The 19,487-nt window shown below is 44.5% G+C and carries 16 protein-coding genes; 9 read left to right on the forward strand and 7 right to left on the reverse strand.

From position 1 onward, the window contains the following. Positions 1-400: 400 nt before the first annotated feature. Positions 401-997, forward strand: coding sequence for a DJ-1/PfpI family protein (locus J0X00_RS18840; RefSeq protein ID WP_282477466.1), 597 nt, complete (start codon positions 401-403; stop codon positions 995-997). A gap of 265 nt (positions 998-1,262) precedes the next feature. Here J0X00_RS18840 and J0X00_RS18845 read toward each other — a convergent pair whose 3' ends face one another. Continuing rightward, positions 1,263-1,793 (reverse strand): chorismate mutase, encoded by a 531-nt coding sequence (locus J0X00_RS18845; protein WP_136487484.1) that lies wholly within the window; start codon positions 1,791-1,793, stop codon positions 1,263-1,265. A gap of 238 nt (positions 1,794-2,031) precedes the next feature. Between J0X00_RS18845 and J0X00_RS18850 the strand changes: the two genes are divergently transcribed. Beyond that, positions 2,032-2,337, forward strand: coding sequence for a YkgJ family cysteine cluster protein (locus J0X00_RS18850; protein ID WP_136487483.1), 306 nt, complete (start codon positions 2,032-2,034; stop codon positions 2,335-2,337). Positions 2,338-2,452: 115 nt separating this feature from the next. Then, on the forward strand, positions 2,453-3,394 hold the full coding sequence (locus J0X00_RS18855) for a D-2-hydroxyacid dehydrogenase family protein (RefSeq protein WP_282477467.1): 942 nt from the start codon (positions 2,453-2,455) through the stop codon (positions 3,392-3,394). Positions 3,395-3,502: 108 nt separating this feature from the next. Here the strand turns inward: J0X00_RS18855 and J0X00_RS18860 are convergent, their stop codons facing one another. The 4 genes from J0X00_RS18860 to ugpC all read right to left on the reverse strand — a co-directional run bounded on the left by J0X00_RS18860 (position 3,503) and on the right by ugpC (position 7,378). Beyond that, a complete protein-coding gene (locus J0X00_RS18860) occupies positions 3,503-3,742 on the reverse strand; it encodes a hypothetical protein (protein ID WP_136487481.1) in 240 nt (79 codons plus the stop codon). Positions 3,743-3,936: 194 nt separating this feature from the next. Next, complete coding sequence (locus tag J0X00_RS18865; RefSeq protein ID WP_282477468.1) at positions 3,937-4,980, reverse strand: glycosyl hydrolase 53 family protein; 1,044 nt, start codon at positions 4,978-4,980, stop codon at positions 3,937-3,939. A gap of 198 nt (positions 4,981-5,178) precedes the next feature. Next, on the reverse strand, positions 5,179-6,186 hold the full coding sequence (locus J0X00_RS18870) for a LacI family DNA-binding transcriptional regulator (RefSeq protein WP_282477469.1): 1,008 nt from the start codon (positions 6,184-6,186) through the stop codon (positions 5,179-5,181). A gap of 88 nt (positions 6,187-6,274) precedes the next feature. After that, positions 6,275-7,378: a sn-glycerol-3-phosphate ABC transporter ATP-binding protein UgpC gene (gene ugpC / locus J0X00_RS18875; protein ID WP_136487479.1), complete on the reverse strand. Its 1,104-nt coding sequence runs from the start codon at positions 7,376-7,378 to the stop codon at positions 6,275-6,277. A gap of 223 nt (positions 7,379-7,601) precedes the next feature. Between ugpC and J0X00_RS18880 the strand changes: the two genes are divergently transcribed. From J0X00_RS18880 to lamB, 6 genes are all read left to right on the forward strand, one after another. Next, complete coding sequence (locus J0X00_RS18880; protein ID WP_282477470.1) at positions 7,602-8,840, forward strand: extracellular solute-binding protein; 1,239 nt, start codon at positions 7,602-7,604, stop codon at positions 8,838-8,840. A gap of 92 nt (positions 8,841-8,932) precedes the next feature. Further along, positions 8,933-10,237, forward strand: coding sequence for a sugar ABC transporter permease (locus J0X00_RS18885; protein ID WP_136487550.1), 1,305 nt, complete (start codon positions 8,933-8,935; stop codon positions 10,235-10,237). A 3-nt stretch (positions 10,238-10,240) separates the two neighbouring features. After that, complete coding sequence (locus J0X00_RS18890) at positions 10,241-11,083, forward strand: sugar ABC transporter permease (protein ID WP_282477471.1); 843 nt, start codon at positions 10,241-10,243, stop codon at positions 11,081-11,083. 16 nt (positions 11,084-11,099) lie between these two features. Continuing rightward, entirely contained in the window at positions 11,100-12,332 is a 1,233-nt protein-coding gene (locus J0X00_RS18895) for a glycosyl hydrolase 53 family protein (protein WP_282477472.1), read from the forward strand. Then, the gene (locus J0X00_RS18900; RefSeq protein WP_282477473.1) at positions 12,332-14,401 is read left to right on the forward strand and encodes a beta-galactosidase; all 2,070 of its coding nucleotides are present in this window, start codon (positions 12,332-12,334) and stop codon (positions 14,399-14,401) included. Before J0X00_RS18895 ends, J0X00_RS18900 begins: the two co-directional genes overlap by 1 nt. A 143-nt stretch (positions 14,402-14,544) precedes the next feature. Further along, complete coding sequence (gene lamB / locus J0X00_RS18905; protein WP_218563153.1) at positions 14,545-15,786, forward strand: maltoporin LamB; 1,242 nt, start codon at positions 14,545-14,547, stop codon at positions 15,784-15,786. A 104-nt stretch (positions 15,787-15,890) separates the two neighbouring features. On the opposite strand, the gene mrcB is transcribed toward lamB, so the two are convergent. Together mrcB and J0X00_RS18915 are read right to left on the reverse strand one after the other, a co-directional pair. Further along, positions 15,891-18,233, reverse strand: a complete 2,343-nt coding sequence (gene mrcB / locus J0X00_RS18910; RefSeq protein WP_282477474.1) for a penicillin-binding protein 1B — start codon at positions 18,231-18,233, stop codon at positions 15,891-15,893. Between the two features lie 359 nt (positions 18,234-18,592). Further along, positions 18,593-19,486, reverse strand: coding sequence for a GntR family transcriptional regulator (locus J0X00_RS18915; RefSeq protein WP_282477475.1), 894 nt, complete (start codon positions 19,484-19,486; stop codon positions 18,593-18,595). Position 19,487: the final 1 nt, after the last annotated feature.

Genomic DNA, 19,487 nt, shown 5'->3' on the forward strand with positions numbered 1-19,487 from the left:
CTGCAGTGCTATCGAAAATTCTCTGTGATCTCGTCTGTTACTGCCGGCCAAGATGAAACGGCGTCCCTCGGGGCGCCGTTTTTCTTTTCCGCCGCGAAGCTCGCTTGTATCGTGAACAAGCCGCACAGGAGTATCCAGCCGGCGTTGAGCAGGTAACCTTCAGCAACAACTCGGCCCCAGATTTAAATATACTCAGTGGTCTTTTTAACCTGCGATGAAACGGGAGATAAGCAACCCAAAGCGAATGACAAACGTGCCGGGTGTATCGAGGATTAATGCTTGTTAATACGAGATAAGTTGCTTATTTTGGATACATCAAAAAGTCACTTCAGCCGAGGAGCCGTGTTAAAGCTCGTCAGAAGCCGGATTGTTACCTGCAGAGAATATAAAGGAAGCCAATATGAATATCGCAGTACTCACGTTTGATGGTTTTAATGAACTGGACTCCTTTATTGCCGCCGGCATTCTTAACCGGATGACGCCCCACGGCTGGAATGTGCAGATCTGCAGTCCAAGTGAACGAGTGACATCAATGAACGGAGTGACGATTGAAGCGCAGCAGCCGCTGGAGTTTGCCAATCAGGCGGACGTGGTGTTGTTTGGCAGTGGCATCTACACCCGGGATATTGCGCATGATGAACAGGTATTGTCGCGTCTTAAGCTTAGTCCGGAGACTCAACTGATCGGCGGCCAGTGTTCCGGCACTTTGTTGATGTCGGTACTGGGTCTTCTCAATGATATTCCGGCCTGTACCGATCTGACCACCAAACCCTGGGTGATGGAATCGGGTGTGACTGTGCTGGAACAAGCATTTTATGCCCGTGGCAATATCGCGACGGCCGGTGGATGTCTGGCCTCTGAGTATCTGGCTGCCTGGGTGATAGCAAAACTGGCAGGTACTGAGCAGGCACGTGTGGCACTACACTATACGGCTCCTGTAGGGGAAAAGGAGCAGCGGGTGAATCATGGCTTGTCGGTGGTTTGCGCGTATTTATGATTTTTGTTTAACCTGCTGACAGATATATGGTTTTTATCATTAACTATTGAACAAACACGCAGAGAAGTGAGTTCATGGACAGCGTTATTCATGGCAGTTGCTGCTGCAGTCGTGTTGCTATCAATCAAAGGTGGCCTATGTTCTGGCTGGTGGCGAAATATTTTGGTGTGCGTCTGTGGTAATTTAACGGGGATGTTGATTCATCAACAGATAAACGGGCACTGACGGTGCCCATTTTTCAATATTCATTTTGCGCGGCGCAGTTCTATTGCAGTTTGATCTCAGCCAAAGCGGCAAACAGCATTTCTTTATCACTGTCACTCAGATAGCGGGCGGTGAGTGCCTGTTTGAAGCGGGGAAGTTCATCGGCGCTGAATGTCCCGCCTTGCAGCAGAAAATGCGCGATTTCGCTGTTAATCTGTTTACCCAGTTTGAGAAGTTCCGGACGGATGACCTGATTTAAATCACGTGGTTGAGCCGTGGTGTTCTGGCTGAGCAAATCAGCGCGGTAGCGATATTGAATCGCCTTTGCTGCTGAAATCTGAGCTTGAAAAAATCCCACAATGCTTTGCTTGTTAAGCCCTTGCTGCTGGGCGGAATCACTCGCTTTGTCGATCACGACCGCTTCGCGCTCAATATCTTCAATCGGCCTGTGGTGATTCGCTTTGTATAATGCAACGTCTTCCATGTAGCTCAGACGTTGATTGATGGTTGAAAAAAGTTGATCCGGTGCCGGTGCGGCAAACGTGTTGAAAGACAGCAGAGCTGAGGCGATTAAAATCCTTGTTAAGCGCATAACGATCCTATTTATTTGATTATGGTGGCGAGTGAGTGAGAACAAGTCGTTATGTTAGTGTAAATTTAAAATTATTCAAAACGTTGCATCGCCAGTTCTCAACCTGCACGCATCTGACAATCTCTTGTATGGTCGCTGACATCGAATGACGGTCGTGATCGTTAAAAATAACCCGCGATCTCGGGTTACAGCACAGGTGATAACAGGTATGATGGCCAATTGAACCAAGGCCTGTGCTATGAATATTCCCGTTAAAACCGATACCAACCCGCCTGTTTTGTGCTCTAACTGTAAGGCCTGCTGCTGCCGTCTGGAAGTCATGATCCTTACCGATACCGGTGTGCCTGATGAATTCATCAGCCGTGATAAGTGGGGTGGTGAAACGATGAAACGCCTGGATGATGGTTGGTGCGCGGCCATCGACCGAGAAACCTTCATGTGCACCATCTATGAGAACCGCCCCTGGATTTGTCGTGAGTTTGAAATGGGATCGTACGAATGCCGTGACGAGCGCGACGAGTTTTTTCAAACCCAGTCATCATAATTGCTCCACAACCAGATTTTTATCCGAATCCAGATGCTATGTTATTGGCGTAGCTATTGAATAAGCACCGTGCTTATTCATCGGCAATGATGTTTTCAGTATAAGGATGAAGCTGTTGAATATAGCGATTTTGGATGATTATCAGGACGTCGTGCAATCACTTGACTGTTTCGGCTTACTGGCCGGACACAATGTGACCGTAATCACGCGAACACTACCCGAGAGTGTCTTAGTTCACAAACTGGCGGATATGGATGCTCTGGTGCTGATTCGCGAACGAACACAAATTACCGCCTCCTTATTAAACGCATTGCCTAAGTTGCAGGTGATTAGTCAGACCGGCAAGGTCAGCAATCATATTGATCCCGAACTATGCGCCCGCTTTGGGGTTCAGGTTTTGGAAGGAATCGGTTCACCTGTCGCTCCGGCAGAGTTGTGCTGGGCGTTGATCATGGCGGCATCACGCCATATTCCCGCTTACAGCAGCAACCTGTGGCAAGATCGCTGGCAGGACAGCAACCAACTCGGTCTTGGCCGTAATCTGCATGGCCTTACGCTCGGCATCTGGGGCTATGGCAAGATTGGTCAGCGAATTGCCCGCTATGCAAACGCGTTTGAAATGCAAGTGTTGGTGTGGGGCAGCGAAGTGTCGCGGCAGCGCGCCACAGAAGATGGCTTTGTGGCCGCAGAGTCCAAAGCGGCATTTTTCTCGCAAGCCGATATTCTCTCACTTCATCTCCGTTTGAATGAGGTCACCAAAGGCTGCGTGACTGCAGACGATCTGCGGCAGATGAAACCGGACTCGCTGTTTGTCAACACCAGTCGTGCCGAGCTGGTGGAGAGTAACGCACTGTATCAGGAATTGAATGCCTGTCCGGGGAAGCGGGCCGCGGTGGATGTGTTTGCACACGAACCTGCTTCAACGCAAAACGAGCCTTTATTATCACTGCCTAATGTCGTTGCCACGCCCCACTTAGGCTACGTGGAACGCAACAGCTACGAGCTCTATTTTCGTACGGCGTTTGAAAATCTGCTGACCTTTATCGCCGGGCGGTAATTATTACCGGTGGTAGTCGTGGTTTAGGACGAGACAATTATTCATCAAAAGAGTTGAATCAGCATAAATGTTGAATTGGCACCGGCACGTACTTGGTGGGGCGGTATCTCAAATCGACAGTTGTGATATTAAGGCTTCACGACGCAGATCGAGAATTTCACTCAACAGTTGCTGCTGGGAGTTCAAACCAAAATGTTCTGAGTACAGTTTCACTTTCTGGATTTCATCCGGGTTAAGCCGGTACACCTCTTGTTTCAGTACCGCTTTGGCTTCTTTCTTAAGCAGGCCGCGCTTTTCCTGCATCAACTTGATGATTCGCTTGTCCAAAGGATGTGATTCTTTCGTCATGCATGCTCACTTATTTCACACCTAACTTTACGATGTGAAAGGATAAATTAGTAATGGCCGCATAAGTTATCTATCGGATGTGACATTAGTATTGCATGAGTCGAATCTAAGACTGCTTGTAAAGAAGTTATAGGCTGGTCGGACACTGACAGTAAGGGGGAACTGGTCCCCTTACTGTGCACAAAGAGCAGAATTCACTCCAGAAAAGCATCAAGGGCTTCGGTTGGTTGTTTCGTTTGAGGGTTCCAGGCTCCTAAAGTGTAACCTTGCCAGCTATAGGCTTGCGGCTCCCAATAAAAGATACCGATTCCTTTGCCTTGGTTGACACTTCGGATCTTGTGAATGAGGTCAGCGACTATTGTTTTAGATTCTGGATCGTCCCATGGCACGCCAATTTCACTGATCATGACTTCTGTTCCATATCGACTAACGAGGTCATTTAAGTTGTTAAGACATTGGTTGTTGGCTTGTTGCCAGGTAATCCCCGCGGCATTCTTGGGGTATGAAGATGCACCAATCACATCCCACCATGCACCATTTGACTGTAGTCCGTCCAGAATCCAGCGGAAATTACCATTGTCGTGACAGTTGGCTAAGTGTACGACGACTTTTGCATTAGGGAATATTTCCTTGGCGGCATTTCTGCCACTATTAAATAGCCAAGTGAAGTTACGCATATTACTGGAGGCTAACCCATCATTCCAAAGCATTCCGTTGTTGGTCTCGTTACCAATTTGAATCCATTTAGGAGTGATTCCTGCCTCTTTGAGGGTAATCAGGGAATCTCTGGTGTAAGTCCAGACTTTATCCATTAGTTCTTCAAAGCTGAGACTATTCCACGCAGAGGGTTTCCATTGGTTTGCAGGATCTGCCCATGTGTCGCTGTAGTGGAAATCAATCATCACATCCATACCGGCAGCTTTGGCCCATTGAGCCTTTACCAGCACGTCCTGTAACGAATGATAATATCCGTCACTTGGATTGACCCAAACGCGAAGACGTATGGCGTTCATACCATGATCTCGTAGTATCGACAGTACATCTTGCCGATAGCCCCAGTCGTTGTAAAACTCGTAACCACTGTCTTCCATTTGGGTTATCCAACTGATATCCGCACCTTTCGTAAATGCGTTTGCATAAGAGGTAGACGCTAACAAGCAGAGCAATACCGAGTGTTTTACTTTTCTTAACATATTTTTGCCTTGTGATTTATAAAATTGATATTGGGTTAATATCATTTAAAACCTAGCAACTAATGTAAGAAAATAAACCTGACTAGGATTATTATTAAGATATGAATAATGAATTAATGTTTAGTTTGTGATAGTTGATCCAGGTTTTATTAAAATTTACCTAATTAAATGTTATCACGGCATCATAAAGTTAAGGATGGGATGCCTTGATTTTAGTCCTATTAACCAAGGCGAAGATAATATCTATTTTTTTGTAAAACTATCACGCCAAATAAATTCATGACTAAACAGAACGGTTTTTTTGTGCCTGCGCCCTGCTAGTGTTTCTATAAACATATCAATCGCGGCTTCGCCCATTTCAAAGGGAAAAAGCCGCATCGTTGTTAAGCTGGGGCTCATATGCCTGGCAGATGAGATATCATTGGTACCAATCACCTGGATATCTTCAGGGATGGAAAGGCCATGTTCATAAATGGCACGATATACTCCTACTGCGACCATGTCGGTGGCCGCATACACTACATCTGGTAATGTCTTGTGTTGTAGCATCTCTTTCATTGCCTGGTAACCAGATTCAATACAATACTCTTTACTGACTTTACACAGACTTTCAATATACAAGCCATAACTTTGAGTAACTTCTCGAAAAGCATGGAGTCTTTCTTCATTATTTCCAATAAATGCGGGCTTTTTACATTGACTGGTGATAATAAAGCTCATGACATCATGTGCAAGTGCCGTACGGTCGATTAACACTGAATCTGTTTTTAATCCGAGCGGATTTGAATCGACGAAGATTAAATTTTTGTTGGTATGATATAATAACGAAACTTCTTCATTGGAGAAGTGTCCGACAGCAACAACTGCTGCTGCATTTCGTAGTAATACCTTATTGGCTTCTATCTGATGGATATGCAAACTACGTAGGGTGATGCCTTTTTCAAGGCAACGGTTTTGAATTCCGGCTCGTATTGAAGTGAAGTAAGGGTCATCTATCTCTTGAGTGGGAGTCAGAAAATTCACTAAAACCAATTCGCAATTAATCTCACAATCTTGAGTATCATCAGAACTGGTTTGATTAAAGTTCTTCTTACTTCGTTGTGGGGACTTGTAGCCAAGAGCATCAACCGCTTCAAGAATCGCTTGCTTCTTCTTATCGCTAACGGAGAGAGTAGGGTCATTATTTAAAAAGCGTGATATCGTCGAAGTCGAAATATTCGCTCTTACAGCTATGTCCTTTAAAGTTGTCAAAATAATAGCCTTCTTATCGTATCTAAACTGACTAGGCCAAAGGATTCGCAACATTCTTTGGCCGAAACTTAATGGTTTGAATATCCAACTAGTGTAAGGAATCAACCTGAGTAAAATTGATAGCTTCTCCGCTGGCTTCAAACAGATGCAATGCTGATGGAGATGCAAACAAAGGCATAATATCACCCGGTCTAACTAGAGTATCACCATGCTGAAGGTATTTGAAATCGTCTATACCACCACATTGACCGAAGACATAAGTCATGCCACCAAGTCGTTCAATGACTTCGCATTGGAAGTTTAATTTAACAATATTCAGCTCTGTGGAAAGGTGTTCCGGGCGAATCCCGATGGTTAAGCTTGTACCGATTTGCAAAGATTCAGTTTTTATCGGTAGTGTTAATGAATCCCCCACATGAGGTTTCACGGTTAAGCTTAATTCATCCCAATGTTCGACCTTGCAATCAATGAAGTTCATTTTTGGAGAGCCAATAAAACCAGCAACGAATTTGTTTTTTGGGTGTTGGTAAAGGTTCATTGGTGAGCCAACTTGTTCTACTTTTCCGTCTCTCAATACCACGATTTTATCGGCGAGAGTCATTGCCTCTACTTGGTCATGGGTAACGTAAACCATGGTTGAGCGTAAGTCCTGATGCAATTTTGCTATATGCAGACGCATGTCGACACGTAATTCAGCATCAAGGTTAGAAAGAGGTTCATCAAACAGAAACACCTTAGGATCTCGGACAATCGCGCGGCCAATGGCAACGCGCTGACGTTGGCCTCCCGATAGTTGGGCGGGTTTTCTATCGAGTAGATGTTCCAGTTGCAATGCTTTACTGACTAACTTGACCTTTGACTGACGCTCAGGTTTTGGCACCTTATTCACTTTTAACGAGTAACCCATATTTTCGGCTACGGTCATATGGGGATATAGAGCATAAGATTGGAAGACCATCGCCACACCACGTTCAGAAGGTGGCGTGTCATTGACAATATTTCCCGCAATAGAAATGGTACCATCACTGATATCTTCCAGGCCCGCGATCATTCTTAATAATGTTGACTTACCACAGCCTGATGGGCCGACAAACACAACAAATTCACCTTCTTCAATAGACAAATTGACATCATGGATAGTTTGATTGTCACCGAAGCGCTTAACTACGTTAGATAGCAGAATAGAAGACATTTTGTTTTCCTTATTATCAGATAAAATTTTAGTAATCGCTGTGATCAGATTCTTTGTTATTTAGTAAATTTTATTTACACATGTTTTGGTTATCACAATCTTTACTACATACAGTGATTTAAATCACATCTGTAGATAACCTTTGTAGGAAAAAATAACACAATACAGCATATTTGCACCATAAATTTTATTTCTGCTAATAAAAAATAAGGTGTGATTTTTCATGGATAGTAAAAAATTTAGTAAAAAAATAAATCTTATTTCTGCCACTGTTGCCCTGTTTTGTTCACCATTAACCTTCGCACAGCAATCGCTATTGGTTTGGGAAGATATTCAAAAATCCTTTGGTAATGAAGAAGCCGTTGCAGCGTTTGAAAAAGAACATGATGTCAAAATTAATGTCGTTGAAATGCCTTACGGTGGACAAGTCGAATCTCTCCGAATGGATGGGCCGGCTGGCACTGGTCCGGACGTAATACTTATTCCACATGACCAGATTGGCGGTGCCGTGATACAGGGTTTGCTCGCGCCAATTACTGAAAGTGAAAACGTAGTGGATACATTCAGTGAGTCTTCGATAGAGGCGTTAACTTATAATGGTGTACTGTATGGTTTACCAAAATCAGTGGAAACACTGTTTATGGTTTACAACAAAGATATGATTGATAAATTGCCTGAAACACTGGATGAAATATACGAACTTTCCAAGAGTTTCCGGGCAGAAGGTAAATATGGCCTATTGGCGAAATGGGATGAGCTTTATTATACCTATGGGATCCTCAGTGGTATGGGTGGTGATGTCTTCGCCAAGAAAGAAGATGGGTCTTATAACTCAAATAAAGTATTGCTCAACGAGTCAGGGGCAATCGAAGGTGCTAAATATATCCAGAAGTTTTATCAGTCAAAAGTATTTCCGGCAGGTATTGTTGGAAATAATGGCCTAAATGCCATCGATTCGTTGTTTACTTCAAGTAAAGCTGCAATTGTACAGACAGGTCCATGGTCACTTCAGCCATATAAAGAAGCGGGCATTAATTATGGTGTAGCCCCACTACCCAAACTGCCTTCAGGTAAACATATGGGCGCATTCATGGGAGTGAAAAGCTACAGCATTTCTACTTTCTCTCAGAATAAACCTCTGGCTCAAGAATTTATCGAATTCATCAACAATTATGATAATGCTAAACGCCGTTTTGAATTGACCGGTGAGGTTCCTGCTGTAAAGGCTCTCATCGATGATCCTGTGATTAAAAATGATCCTGGTGCACGAGCTGTGGCTATGCAATCTATCTATTCAACCTCTATGCCATCTATTCCTGAAATGAATGAGGTTTGGGGGCCGGCTAATAGCGCATTACAACTCATTGCAACTAATAAACAAGATCCGAAAAGTGCATTAGATGCGGCGGTTGCTAGTATCAATATGCAAATCGAGGCAAACCACGCAATGATGGGCCAATAATCGATTGAGATTACTATGTATTGGTCGTCTCCCCCGTTTGTATTTTCGCGGGGGACATTAACATGATGGTCTCTTGTAAGGAGTTGTAAGTGATGTCTGATATGAGTGGACACATAGAACCTGGAGTAGGCTTCTACCGTTCCCAGAGGTTTATGGCCATGCTTTGCGCTTTGATACCTGGTATGGGGCAGTTTTATAACCGCCAGTTTGCCAAGGGATTACTGTTCTTTGTGCTTTTGATGAGCTTTTATGGTGTTAGCCGAGAATTTATTTTGCATGGAATGTGGGGGATTACCACATTAGGGGAAAACTTACCTGAGGACAATTCTGTCTTTCTATTAGCAAAAGGTGTTATCGCACTATTAGTGTTGTTATTTGGGTTGACACTTTACGGATTGAGTTTCTTTGATGCGTATAAAAATGGCTTAAGAATTGATGAAGGCCGACCGCTTAATTCAATTCGTATTCAATACCGGAATGTTATAAATGCAGGATTTCCGTATTTGATGATAAGTCCCGGATTTATACTGCTTGTTTTTGTTGTTGTATTCCCGATCATTTTTGGTTTTGCTATTGGATTTACAAATTATAATTTATATAACTCGCCGCCAGCAAAGTTGGTAGATTGGGTCGGTCTCAAGAATTTTTTTAATATTTTTCAGATAAATCTCTGGAGAAATACATTTTTCGATGTCTTGCAATGGACGATAGTCTGGACGCTGTTGGCCTCGACCTTACAGTGTGCCGTGGGAGTACTTTTGGCGGTTTTGGTCAATCAGAAAGATCTTAAGTTTAAACCGTTAGTTAGAACAATATTTATTTTACCATGGGCAGTGCCTGGCTTTGTTACCATTCTTATATTTACCGGTATGTTCAACGATAGCTTTGGCGTCATTAATAATGTCATTCTGGATTTTTTTGGTATCGAGCCAAAAGCTTGGTTAACAGATCCTTTCTGGACTAAAGTTGCGTTAATTTTGATTCAAACGTGGTTAGGTTTTCCATTTGTATTTGCAATGACGACTGGTGTACTACAAGCGATACCGGATGATTTATATGAAGCCGCCACTATGGATGGTGCAAGTAAGATTCAGCAATTAAGGACAATAACATTACCATTAGTTTTCTACTCAATTGCACCTATTCTTATTACTCAGTACACATTCAATTTTAACAATTTTAATATTATTTATCTTTTTAATAATGGTGGTCCTGCGGTAATCGGGGGTAATGCAGGAGGAACGGATATCTTGGTGTCGTGGATTTATAAACTCACGATGTCATCATCTCAATACAGTATTGCCTCTGCCATCACTTTATTATTATCAATATTTGTAGTAGGGATAGCTCTGTGGCAGTTCCGTATGACGAACTCATTCAAAGAAGAGGCAAGATAGTTTATGAGTATTAAACGTCGTAATCGAATTCGATTGGCACTAAGTTATTCTCTGATTCTAATTGTTTCTATTATTATAATTTATCCACTTATCTGGACGGTTGGGGCTTCTTTTTATCCGGGTAACAGTATTATGGGTGAATCAATTTTTCCTGATAAACCGACCTGGAGTCATTATGCAACTCTTTTTGCTAATGACAAAGTTGCTTATTTAACTTGGTTTTGGAATAGCATGAAAATCAGTTTCTTAACCATGGTGTTAACATTGTTTAGTGTGTCTTGCACTTCCTATGCGTTTTCTCGATTTCGCTTCAGAGGTAGAAAAAATGGTCTGATGTTGTTTCTTTTACTTCAGATGATTCCACAGTTTTCCGCTTTGATTGCTATTTTTGTACTTGCTCAGATGTTGGGGCTAATCAATAGCCATCTGGCTTTAGTCTTAGTTTACGTTGGCGGAATGATACCTATGAATACGTACTTAATGAAAGGCTACCTGGATGCTATCCCTATTGATCTGGATGAATCAGCAAAGATGGATGGGGCAAGTAATATAACGATCTTTATTGAAATAATATTACCAATTTCCAAGCCAATTATAGCAGTAGTAGCATTATTCTCTTTTACGGGACCTTTGGGGGATTTTATTCTTGCAACGACAATATTAAGAACTCCAGAAAATTACACCCTTCCTATTGGATTATATAACCTTGTGGTTGAAAAAATGGGAGCTAGTTATACCACTTATGCTGCAGGTGCTGTAATTATTTCTATTCCCGTTGCATTGCTTTATTTATCACTACAAAAATATTTCGTATCAGGTTTAACCGCTGGTAGTACGAAAGGCTAATTTCAGAGAGAACGATATGGATACTAAATTTAGAATTGCATTAATTGGTGCAGTACTGGCTATTGCTGGCTGTCAGTCTTCCAGCCAAATTAAGTCAAACACTGCAAAGGTAGGATTGATCAATGAAGATATTTCTATCAGCGCTCCTAAACTGAGAGATGATTTTATTAAGGGTATGGATATCTCGATGTTACCAGAAATTGAGTCACTGGGGGGAAAGTACTTCGAAAACGGCCATCAGGAGGATTTACTTAAAATCTTGAAGGAACATGGAGTCAACTCAATTCGGGCCAGAGTATGGGTGAATCCTGAATCTGAAAAGGGCATCCAATACGGAGGTGGTAATAACACTTTGCAGCGTTCGATTGAACTGGGCCAGAGAGCCAAAGCTTTAGGAATGAGCTTCCTGCTGGATATTCATTACAGCGATTTTTGGTCTGATCCTAAAAAACAAAAAAAGCCTAAATCCTGGGATAGTCTTAATTTTGAACAACTGAGTAGCAAAGTTTATCAGTACACGTCGGAAGTTATGCAGGCCCATATCAGCGCCGGTGTAATTCCGGATATGGTTCAGGTTGGTAATGAACTTAATGGTGGAATGCTTTGGCCGGATGGAAAAAGTTGGGGACAGGATGGGAATGAATTCGACCGACTTTCAGTGCTGCTAACATCGGGAATTAGAGCCGTACGTGAGAATAGCGCCGGCCAAGAGATTAAGGTCATGCTACACCTGGCGGAAGCGGGAGATAACGGTTTATTTCGTTGGTGGTTTGATGAAATTACCAAGCGCAATGTTGAGTTTGACGTCATAGGCATGTCTTATTATCCGTGGTGGCACGGGCCTATTTCTAAAGTTAAAGCCAATATGACGGATGTTATCAATCGCTATCATAAACCCGTGATTATCGTTGAAACTGCATTTCCGTTTACCAGCGAAAATGGTGACGGATTATCTAACAGTTACTCTGAGTCAGGGCCAATCGACGGATATGACGTCAGTGTTGAAGGTCAGGCTCAATATTTATCCGACATGATGAAACTAGTTAATTCTTTACCTGAGAACAAAGGGTTGGGTATCTATTACTGGGAACCTGCCTGGTTACCTATCAATGGGGCAACTTGGTCAACGAAGGCTGGAATGGATTATAGCGGTGACTCTTGGGATATTGGTAATTCATGGGAGAACCAAGCGTTGTTTAACTTTGAAGGTAATGCTTTGCCATCATTAAACGTATTTAAAGGTAAGTAATGAAAAGCAAGAAATTGGTTATTCCCAAGATGAAAGGGCTGCTCCATGGAGCAGATTACAACCCGGAACAGTGGTTAGACCGACCAGATATCCTCGAAAAGGATATCGAGTTAATGAAGCAAACGAAATGTAATGTCATGTCAGTAGGCATATTCAGTTGGTCTGCACTTGAGCCATCAGAAGGTGAGTTTCACTTTGAATGGCTCGATCAGGTACTGGATAGCTTAGCGCAGCACGATATTTCTGTTTTCCTGGCAACGCCGAGTGGTGCACGTCCGGCTTGGTTATCACAACGTTATCCGGACGTTCTACGCGTCAATAGTCAACGAGTGAAACAGTTACATGGAGAGCGACATAACCATTGTTACAGTTCACCGAACTATCGCGCTAAAGTCACAGCCATTAATACGAAATTGGCTGAACGATATAGTCATCACCCAGCAGTTATCGGATGGCATGTATCAAATGAGTATGGTGGTGATTGTCACTGCCACTATTGCCAGCAAGAATTTCGGCTTTGGTTACAGGATAAATATCATACTTTAGAAAACCTTAATAAGCGTTGGTGGAGCTCATTTTGGAGCCATACCTATAGTGACTGGGAGCAAATTGAGTCCCCGTCGCCAATCGGTGAGAATTCAGTTCATGGATTAAAGCTGGATTGGAAGCGTTTCTGTACTGATCGAGTGGTTAATTTCTGTCAGCACGAGATTACCCCGTTGAAGGCCATCAATCCTGAGTTGCCGACGACTGCAAACTTTATGGAATATTTCTACGACTATAACTATTGGCAATTAGCTAAAGCTATCGACGTTATCTCCTGGGATAGTTATCCGTTGTGGCATCGGGACCATGATGAAGTGGCATTGGCCTGTTATACGGCGATGTATCACGATCTTATGCGCACGTTGAAACAGCAGCCGTTCCTGCTGATGGAATCGACACCAAGTCAAACTAACTGGCAACCGATTACTAAGTTAAAACGAGATGGTGTGCATTTGCTGTCTTCATTACAGGCAATCGCTCATGGTTCAGACTCGGTTCAATATTTTCAATGGCGAAAAAGCCGTGGTTCAGTGGAAAAATTTCATGGTGCGGTCATCGACCATGTCGGTCACGCTGATACGCGCACAGGCCGAGAAGTTACAGCGCTAGGAGAGTATCTCAAGCAGATACATTCAGTGGCGGGATCTCAAATCACTTCGGATGTTGCCATTATTTTTGACTGGGAAAATCGCTGGGCATTGGATGATGCTTCTGGGCCACGTAACCAAGGTATGCATTATGAACAAACCGTTTGTGATCACTATCGTGGATTCTGGGAACAGGGAATTAATTGCGACATCATTGAGCAACTGAGTGACTTTACCCCTTATAAAATTGTGGTCGCGCCAATGCTATATCTGGTTAAACCCGGGGTAGCGGAACGTTTAAAAGCATTTGTTGAAAATGGCGGCATTCTCGTTGCTACCTATTGGAGCGGCATTGTTGATGAAAACGATCTTTGTTTCCTGGGTGGTTTTCCTGGTGGTGAGAATAGTCCGTTACGAGAGGTGCTTGGGATCTGGGCTGAAGAGATTGACTCTATGTATGATCATGAGCGGGTAGAATTTGCTATGACATCAACAGCTGAATTTCCTTTAGAGGGTGAGTTTGAAGCAAAGCACTTGATGGAACACATTCACCTGGAAACCGCGCAAGCTCTGGCATGCTACAGATCAGATATGTTTGAAGGTAAACCGGTGGTTACACGAAACACCTATGGCAAAGGGTGCAGCTATTATATCGCCGCTAGAACCGAACATGGCTTCAATAGCCAGTTTTATCAACAACTCGTTAGGTTGTCTGATATTAAACCGCTGGTTGATAACGTTCCGTATGGCCTTTCCATCAGTTTAAGGCAAGACGATGCCAATCGTTACTTGTTTATCATGAACTTTTGTAATGAAGTCCGTTGGTTTAATTGTCCTGATGGTGAATGGATTGACCAAGACAATAATAATTTATGTGGGGAGATAAAAATAAACCCATATCAAGTTGTGACAATAGTAAATAAGTTAAACCTGTAATAATACCAGCCCTAAATTTAAGGCTGGTAAACCTAATAAAAAGAATAAGAGAAATTATTTTCTCTGGGATGAGTATTGCCCGAATATCTGCGCGGGCAATATTTTCCACCAATAACCATTTATTAAAACAAAAGGAATTCACAATGAAGAAGACAACGCTGACCGTCGCAATACTCGCATCATTGATGGCAACACAAGTTTCGGCGGTAGATTTTTATGGTTACGTTCGCGCCGGGCTCGGAGCAAGTGCTGATGGCGGTGGCACGGAAGGAGGCGATGAATTCAACAAAACTAAACTGGGTCGCCTGGGTAACGAATACGATACCTATTCTGAGATAGGTTTGGGTCAGGAGTTATTCAATCAGGATGGACATTCAATGTATTTTGAAAGTATGTTTGAAATGTCATCAGATGGTAATCTTGAATCTGAGTCGACAAAAGACGATAGCGCTAACTTTGCCATTAAGCAGCTCAATATTCAAGCGAAAGGTTATATACCGGCATCCCCTGAGGCCGTTATTTGGGCTGGTAAGCGCTTTTATCAACGTCACGATCTGCATATTATCGATACTAAATACTGGAACATTTCTGGTTACGGTGTCGGTATTGAAAATATTAAGTTAACCTCGGGAGCGATATCAGCAGCTGTGGTACGAGCGGATAGTGATGTTGATGACACAACAGGCGAGCTTAATACCTACTACATGGATTTACGCTACGCTGGATTTAGTCCTTGGGAAGGTGCATGGACAGAAGTCGGTGTTGACTATGCAATCGTCAATCCAACTGACGAACAGGAAGCCGCGACAGAAGATTTTGACGATGGTCTAATGGTGACCGCCGAGTTAAGTCAGAGTTTTTCATTAGGGTATAACAAGTTTGTTATGCAATATATGACGAGTGGTTTAGCACAGAATGCCATTTCGCAAGGTGGTGGTTGGTATGATTACTGGAGCGGTGATGTCAGCGATGCAAAAGCTTTTCGTTTTATCAGTACTGGTGATTTGAAGCTCAGTGACAGTATCGTTATCAATCATGTTCTGACTTATGGTAAAGCTCAGGACCATGGTGATTGGCTGGATAAAGAAGAAATGTTCTCTTTTGTCGCCCGACCGACTTATAGCTGGTCATCTTATAACAAAACAATGTTAGAAGTTGGCTACTTTGATCAAGAGAAAACCTGGGATTCAGGCGTGAGTGAAAAATCTGGCGGGACTAAATTTACCATCGCCCACGCGCTGTCTACCGGTGAGGACTTCTTCGCTCGACCAGAGATTCGCTTCTACGCAAGCTATTTTAAAGACAACGAAAACGGCAACACATTCAATAGTGGTAAAAGTGATGACACGATTAACTATGGTGTACAAATTGAAGCCTGGTGGTAATCATGTTTAAGCAGGGTCTATCAGTTTGAACGTTCTATTTTAACCCTTAAAAAGCGGGCGGCTAAGTTTCTTAGATCGCCCGCTGCTCTATAAGACTTAAGAAATTAATTAAATAAACTTCTCAGGAATCCGCCAATCTGGCGACCGGCTTCGTTGATTTCGTTACCTAGATCGTTCAGGCCATCTTCCAGCGGTGTTAAGCAATCATCTTGCGACTCGCCGGAGATGTTCCACACTGGCAGGTTTATCTGGCCAAGACAGCTGCGCTGCAGGAAGCCATTTGCATCTGAGCGGTAGTCGGCAAATTCAATTTGATCGGGTTGCGGCGTGTCCAAAGAACGGTAACCGTTGCGTTTTAAGAAATCGGCGTAAATTCGCAGCGGACCACTCGAACCAGTCAGATTCACGGCTTGGTTGTCATCGCGCCCGATCCAGACGGTGACCACCTGGCTGTCATCAATGCCGGCATACCAACTGTCACGCCCCTGATCTGAGGTGCCGGTTTTTCCTGCCAGCTGTGTGCGCGAAGGGACAATAGTCTTCAGATAGCGCGCCGTACCTTGCTCGACGACCTGTGTCATGGCGTATTCGGTCAGCCAGGCGGCACGCTCATCCACCGTTTGCTCACCATCAGGCTGATAACGATACAGAACACTGCCATGCTCATCCAGCACCGCGCTTAAGGCATATAGCGTCTGTCGTTTCCCCTGATTCCCCAGGGTCTGATACATCTGAGTGACTTCAAGCGGTGTCAGCGTCACGGCACCAAGCAGCATCGAAGGCAGTTGTGGCACCTGCTGCGAATCGATCCCCAGGGCGCTCAGGGTCTGAGTGACCCGCCCCAGGCCGAGAGCCATGCCGAGGTTCACAGTCGGAACGTTGTAAGAGTGGGCCAGTGCCTGATAAAGGGCAACCTGACCACGATATTGACGGTCATAATTGCGTGGTGACCATAGCTCATCATTTTCGCTACGAATACTGATCGGACGGTCTGATAACGGAGTAGCCAGAGTGTAAACTTGTGGCTGCGATAGCGCAGTCAAATACACCGCCGGTTTAATCAACGATCCAATCTGACGTTCGGCGTGTAAGGCGCGGTTAAACCCGTGGTAGGTCGGGTTACGGCTGCCTATCATCGCATTGACTGCACCGCTGTGTTTGTCGGCAATAATCATTGCGGTTTCCAGCGACTGGCCGGTTTTTTTCTCCAGTTGAGGCATGATCTTATACACCGACTGCTCAGCATGCTGCTGGATATCAGGATCAAAGGTTGTAAACAGACGCAGACCGCGCCCGCTGTTATAGTCGATGCCGTGTTCCTGCAGTGATTGTTTCACATAATCAAAATAGGCCGGTTGCAGTGCATTTTCGTTGCCCTGTGCTCGCAGAGAGAGTGGCTTGTCGATGGCACGCTGGTAATCATCGGTTTCGAGTGAACCAGTTTCGACCATCATTTTCAGTACCAGGTTGCGGCGCGCTTTGGCGCGCTCCGGATAGCGCCACGGGTTATAATATGAAGGTCCTTTGACCATCCCTACTAATAAAGCTTGCTGATCCAGGCGCAGTTCAGAAAGGGGCAGGGCAAAATAATGGCGTGCAGCGAGGGCAAAACCATGAATGGAATCATTGCCGTTCTGGCCCAGATAGACCTGGTTAAGATACGCATCCAGCAACTGATCTTTGCTGTAACGATAATCCATAATAAGCGCGAGATAAGCTTCTTTGACTTTTCGGGTCAGGCTGCGCTCACGCGACAGAAACAGATTTTTGGCCAGTTGCTGGGTGAGGGTACTGCCGCCCTGCACATTATGCCCGGCGCTGATATTCGCCATAAATGCGCGAGCGATAGCCAGAGGTGAGATGCCATCATGCTGATAGAAATCACGATCTTCGGTGGCCAGCAGTGCGGCGACCAGTGTCTCGGGCATATCGTCTTTTGCCATATAGAGACGTTTTTCCGTGTTATCGTCGTCCAGCATGCCAAGGATTCTCGGCTCAAGCGACAGCAGGCCGATTGGATGACCGCTGGCTTCATCGCTCATGGAAGCTACCCCTTGTCCGGCAAAGCGAATCTTGACCTGCACCGCAGGTTGTTCACCATCTGGAAAGACAAACGGGCGGCGAATCAGACGGACAGTTCGCCCAGAGACGCTGTATTCACCGCTGCTGACCGGATTGGCCACTTGACGATAGTGTAATTCGGCCAATTCTTTGAGTACGATTTGCTGGCTGACCGGACTATCGGGACTCAGGATCAGCGGACGGGCATAGACTACATTTGGCAACTGCCACATCTGACCTTCAAACTTATCTTTAACCAGGTTGTTAAATTGAATTCCGGTATAAATCGCGGCCAAAACCAACACAACCGTCAGCGCGCAAACAAGTTGCGTGATGCGGCGTAACCAAGGGGATTTGATCGGTAGAGATGAACGTCTTCTAGGCATGGGCAGGTACAGGTTTCACTCAGAAATATCTGTCGCGAAGCCTAGCCGCTTGGTGGCGGATTTGTGTCAATGATAGGTAAACAGTCGTTATCTTATTATTACTTTTGACACTATCTGGACGACAGAGCGGGATGGCGCAACATTGGATAGATGAAGCGATCGCGAATAGTAAGCCAGTCGAACAGGCGGCGGTCTCTTGGGTATTTGGTGACTAACAGCAGCTGATCGCTGAGTATTTGCAGGCGAAAGGTCATACAGAAATTAGGGCGCAGTCCAGAGTATTGGAGGATTATCGCCAATATCGAAGGAGTGATAATGTTAACTTAAACTGCGCTGCCTTTCTGCTCCTCTATGTTGCTTTAGCGCAGCAGATGACTGATTTGAGCGACACTGCTAATCGTATGCTGCAAATGCTCACGTAATGCTTGAGAGGCCTCAACCTGTTTATTTTGCTCAAGTAAATCCAGGATGTGCAGGTGTTGAATAGCATGATCGCGATAGCGTTGTCTGTCCTGCATCGAACGATAGGATAGCAGACGGCGAATACGGTGAATCCGGTTCAGAGCATCAATAAAAAACGGGTTACCCGATGCTTCAACTAAAGCCTGGTGAAACTGGACACCACGCTGATGAAGTTGTTCGACATTGAAATGGTCAGTGCCATGTTCCAGGATAGCAAGTTCAATCTCCCGGCAACGATTGAGAATAGCAGGATCAAGGTGGTACCCGGGTTCAAGCAAGGCTGCCGGCTCAAGTGCCAAGCGCAGGCGATAGGTCTGAATCAGGCTGTCAGGTGTCGTCAGCATGGTGGAAAACACCCAGCCATACCCTGGCTTTTTGCTGGCCCAGCCTTCCTCTGCAATTCTGCTCAGAACGTTTTGTAGCTGCGCGGCAGTCAAAGCGTAGCGTTTTTTAATCTGCTGCTCGGAAAACTCATCATTTAGCAGACCGGACAGGCGGTCTTCTGTTATCTGGAAATAGACCTTATCCAACAAATCTTGTTGTTGCAGGTTATGCCTGGATAAAAACGCTTCAACCGGTTGTTCTATCGTTTGATTAACGAAGTAGCCTTTATTGGGCTGACGTACCACAATGCCTTTTTTCTCAAGCATCGCCAGGGCTTTAGTCACTGGGGTTCGGGACAAAGAGAGATGGTCGCCGATAACTTGGGCCGAAAGGTGGGCACCCGCAGACAACTGCTGGTCGCAGATATACTCAATAATTTGTGCGGGAACTGTATATTCGTCTGACATA

Source organism: Vibrio sp. ABG19 (genome assembly GCF_029962385.1).
Taxonomy (GTDB): Bacteria; Pseudomonadota; Gammaproteobacteria; order Enterobacterales; family Vibrionaceae; genus Vibrio; species Vibrio ostreae.

Excerpts from the sequence above, each read along its gene's own strand:
- J0X00_RS18840 (WP_282477466.1), top strand. The coding sequence starts at position 401 with ATGAATATCGCAGTACTCACGTTTGATGGTTTTAATGAACTGGACTCC.
- J0X00_RS18845 (WP_136487484.1), bottom strand. The coding sequence starts at position 1,793 with ATGCGCTTAACAAGGATTTTAATCGCCTCAGCTCTGCTGTCTTTCAAC.
- J0X00_RS18850 (WP_136487483.1), top strand. The coding sequence starts at position 2,032 with ATGAATATTCCCGTTAAAACCGATACCAACCCGCCTGTTTTGTGCTCT.
- J0X00_RS18860 (WP_136487481.1), bottom strand. The coding sequence starts at position 3,742 with ATGACGAAAGAATCACATCCTTTGGACAAGCGAATCATCAAGTTGATG.
- J0X00_RS18865 (WP_282477468.1), bottom strand. The coding sequence starts at position 4,980 with ATGATATTAACCCAATATCAATTTTATAAATCACAAGGCAAAAATATG.
- ugpC (WP_136487479.1), bottom strand. The coding sequence starts at position 7,378 with ATGTCTTCTATTCTGCTATCTAACGTAGTTAAGCGCTTCGGTGACAAT.
- J0X00_RS18880 (WP_282477470.1), top strand. The coding sequence starts at position 7,602 with ATGGATAGTAAAAAATTTAGTAAAAAAATAAATCTTATTTCTGCCACT.
- J0X00_RS18885 (WP_136487550.1), top strand. The coding sequence starts at position 8,933 with ATGTCTGATATGAGTGGACACATAGAACCTGGAGTAGGCTTCTACCGT.
- J0X00_RS18890 (WP_282477471.1), top strand. The coding sequence starts at position 10,241 with ATGAGTATTAAACGTCGTAATCGAATTCGATTGGCACTAAGTTATTCT.
- J0X00_RS18895 (WP_282477472.1), top strand. The coding sequence starts at position 11,100 with ATGGATACTAAATTTAGAATTGCATTAATTGGTGCAGTACTGGCTATT.
- J0X00_RS18900 (WP_282477473.1), top strand. The coding sequence starts at position 12,332 with ATGAAAAGCAAGAAATTGGTTATTCCCAAGATGAAAGGGCTGCTCCAT.
- lamB (WP_218563153.1), top strand. The coding sequence starts at position 14,545 with ATGAAGAAGACAACGCTGACCGTCGCAATACTCGCATCATTGATGGCA.
- mrcB (WP_282477474.1), bottom strand. The coding sequence starts at position 18,233 with ATGCCTAGAAGACGTTCATCTCTACCGATCAAATCCCCTTGGTTACGC.
- J0X00_RS18915 (WP_282477475.1), bottom strand. The coding sequence starts at position 19,486 with ATGTCAGACGAATATACAGTTCCCGCACAAATTATTGAGTATATCTGC.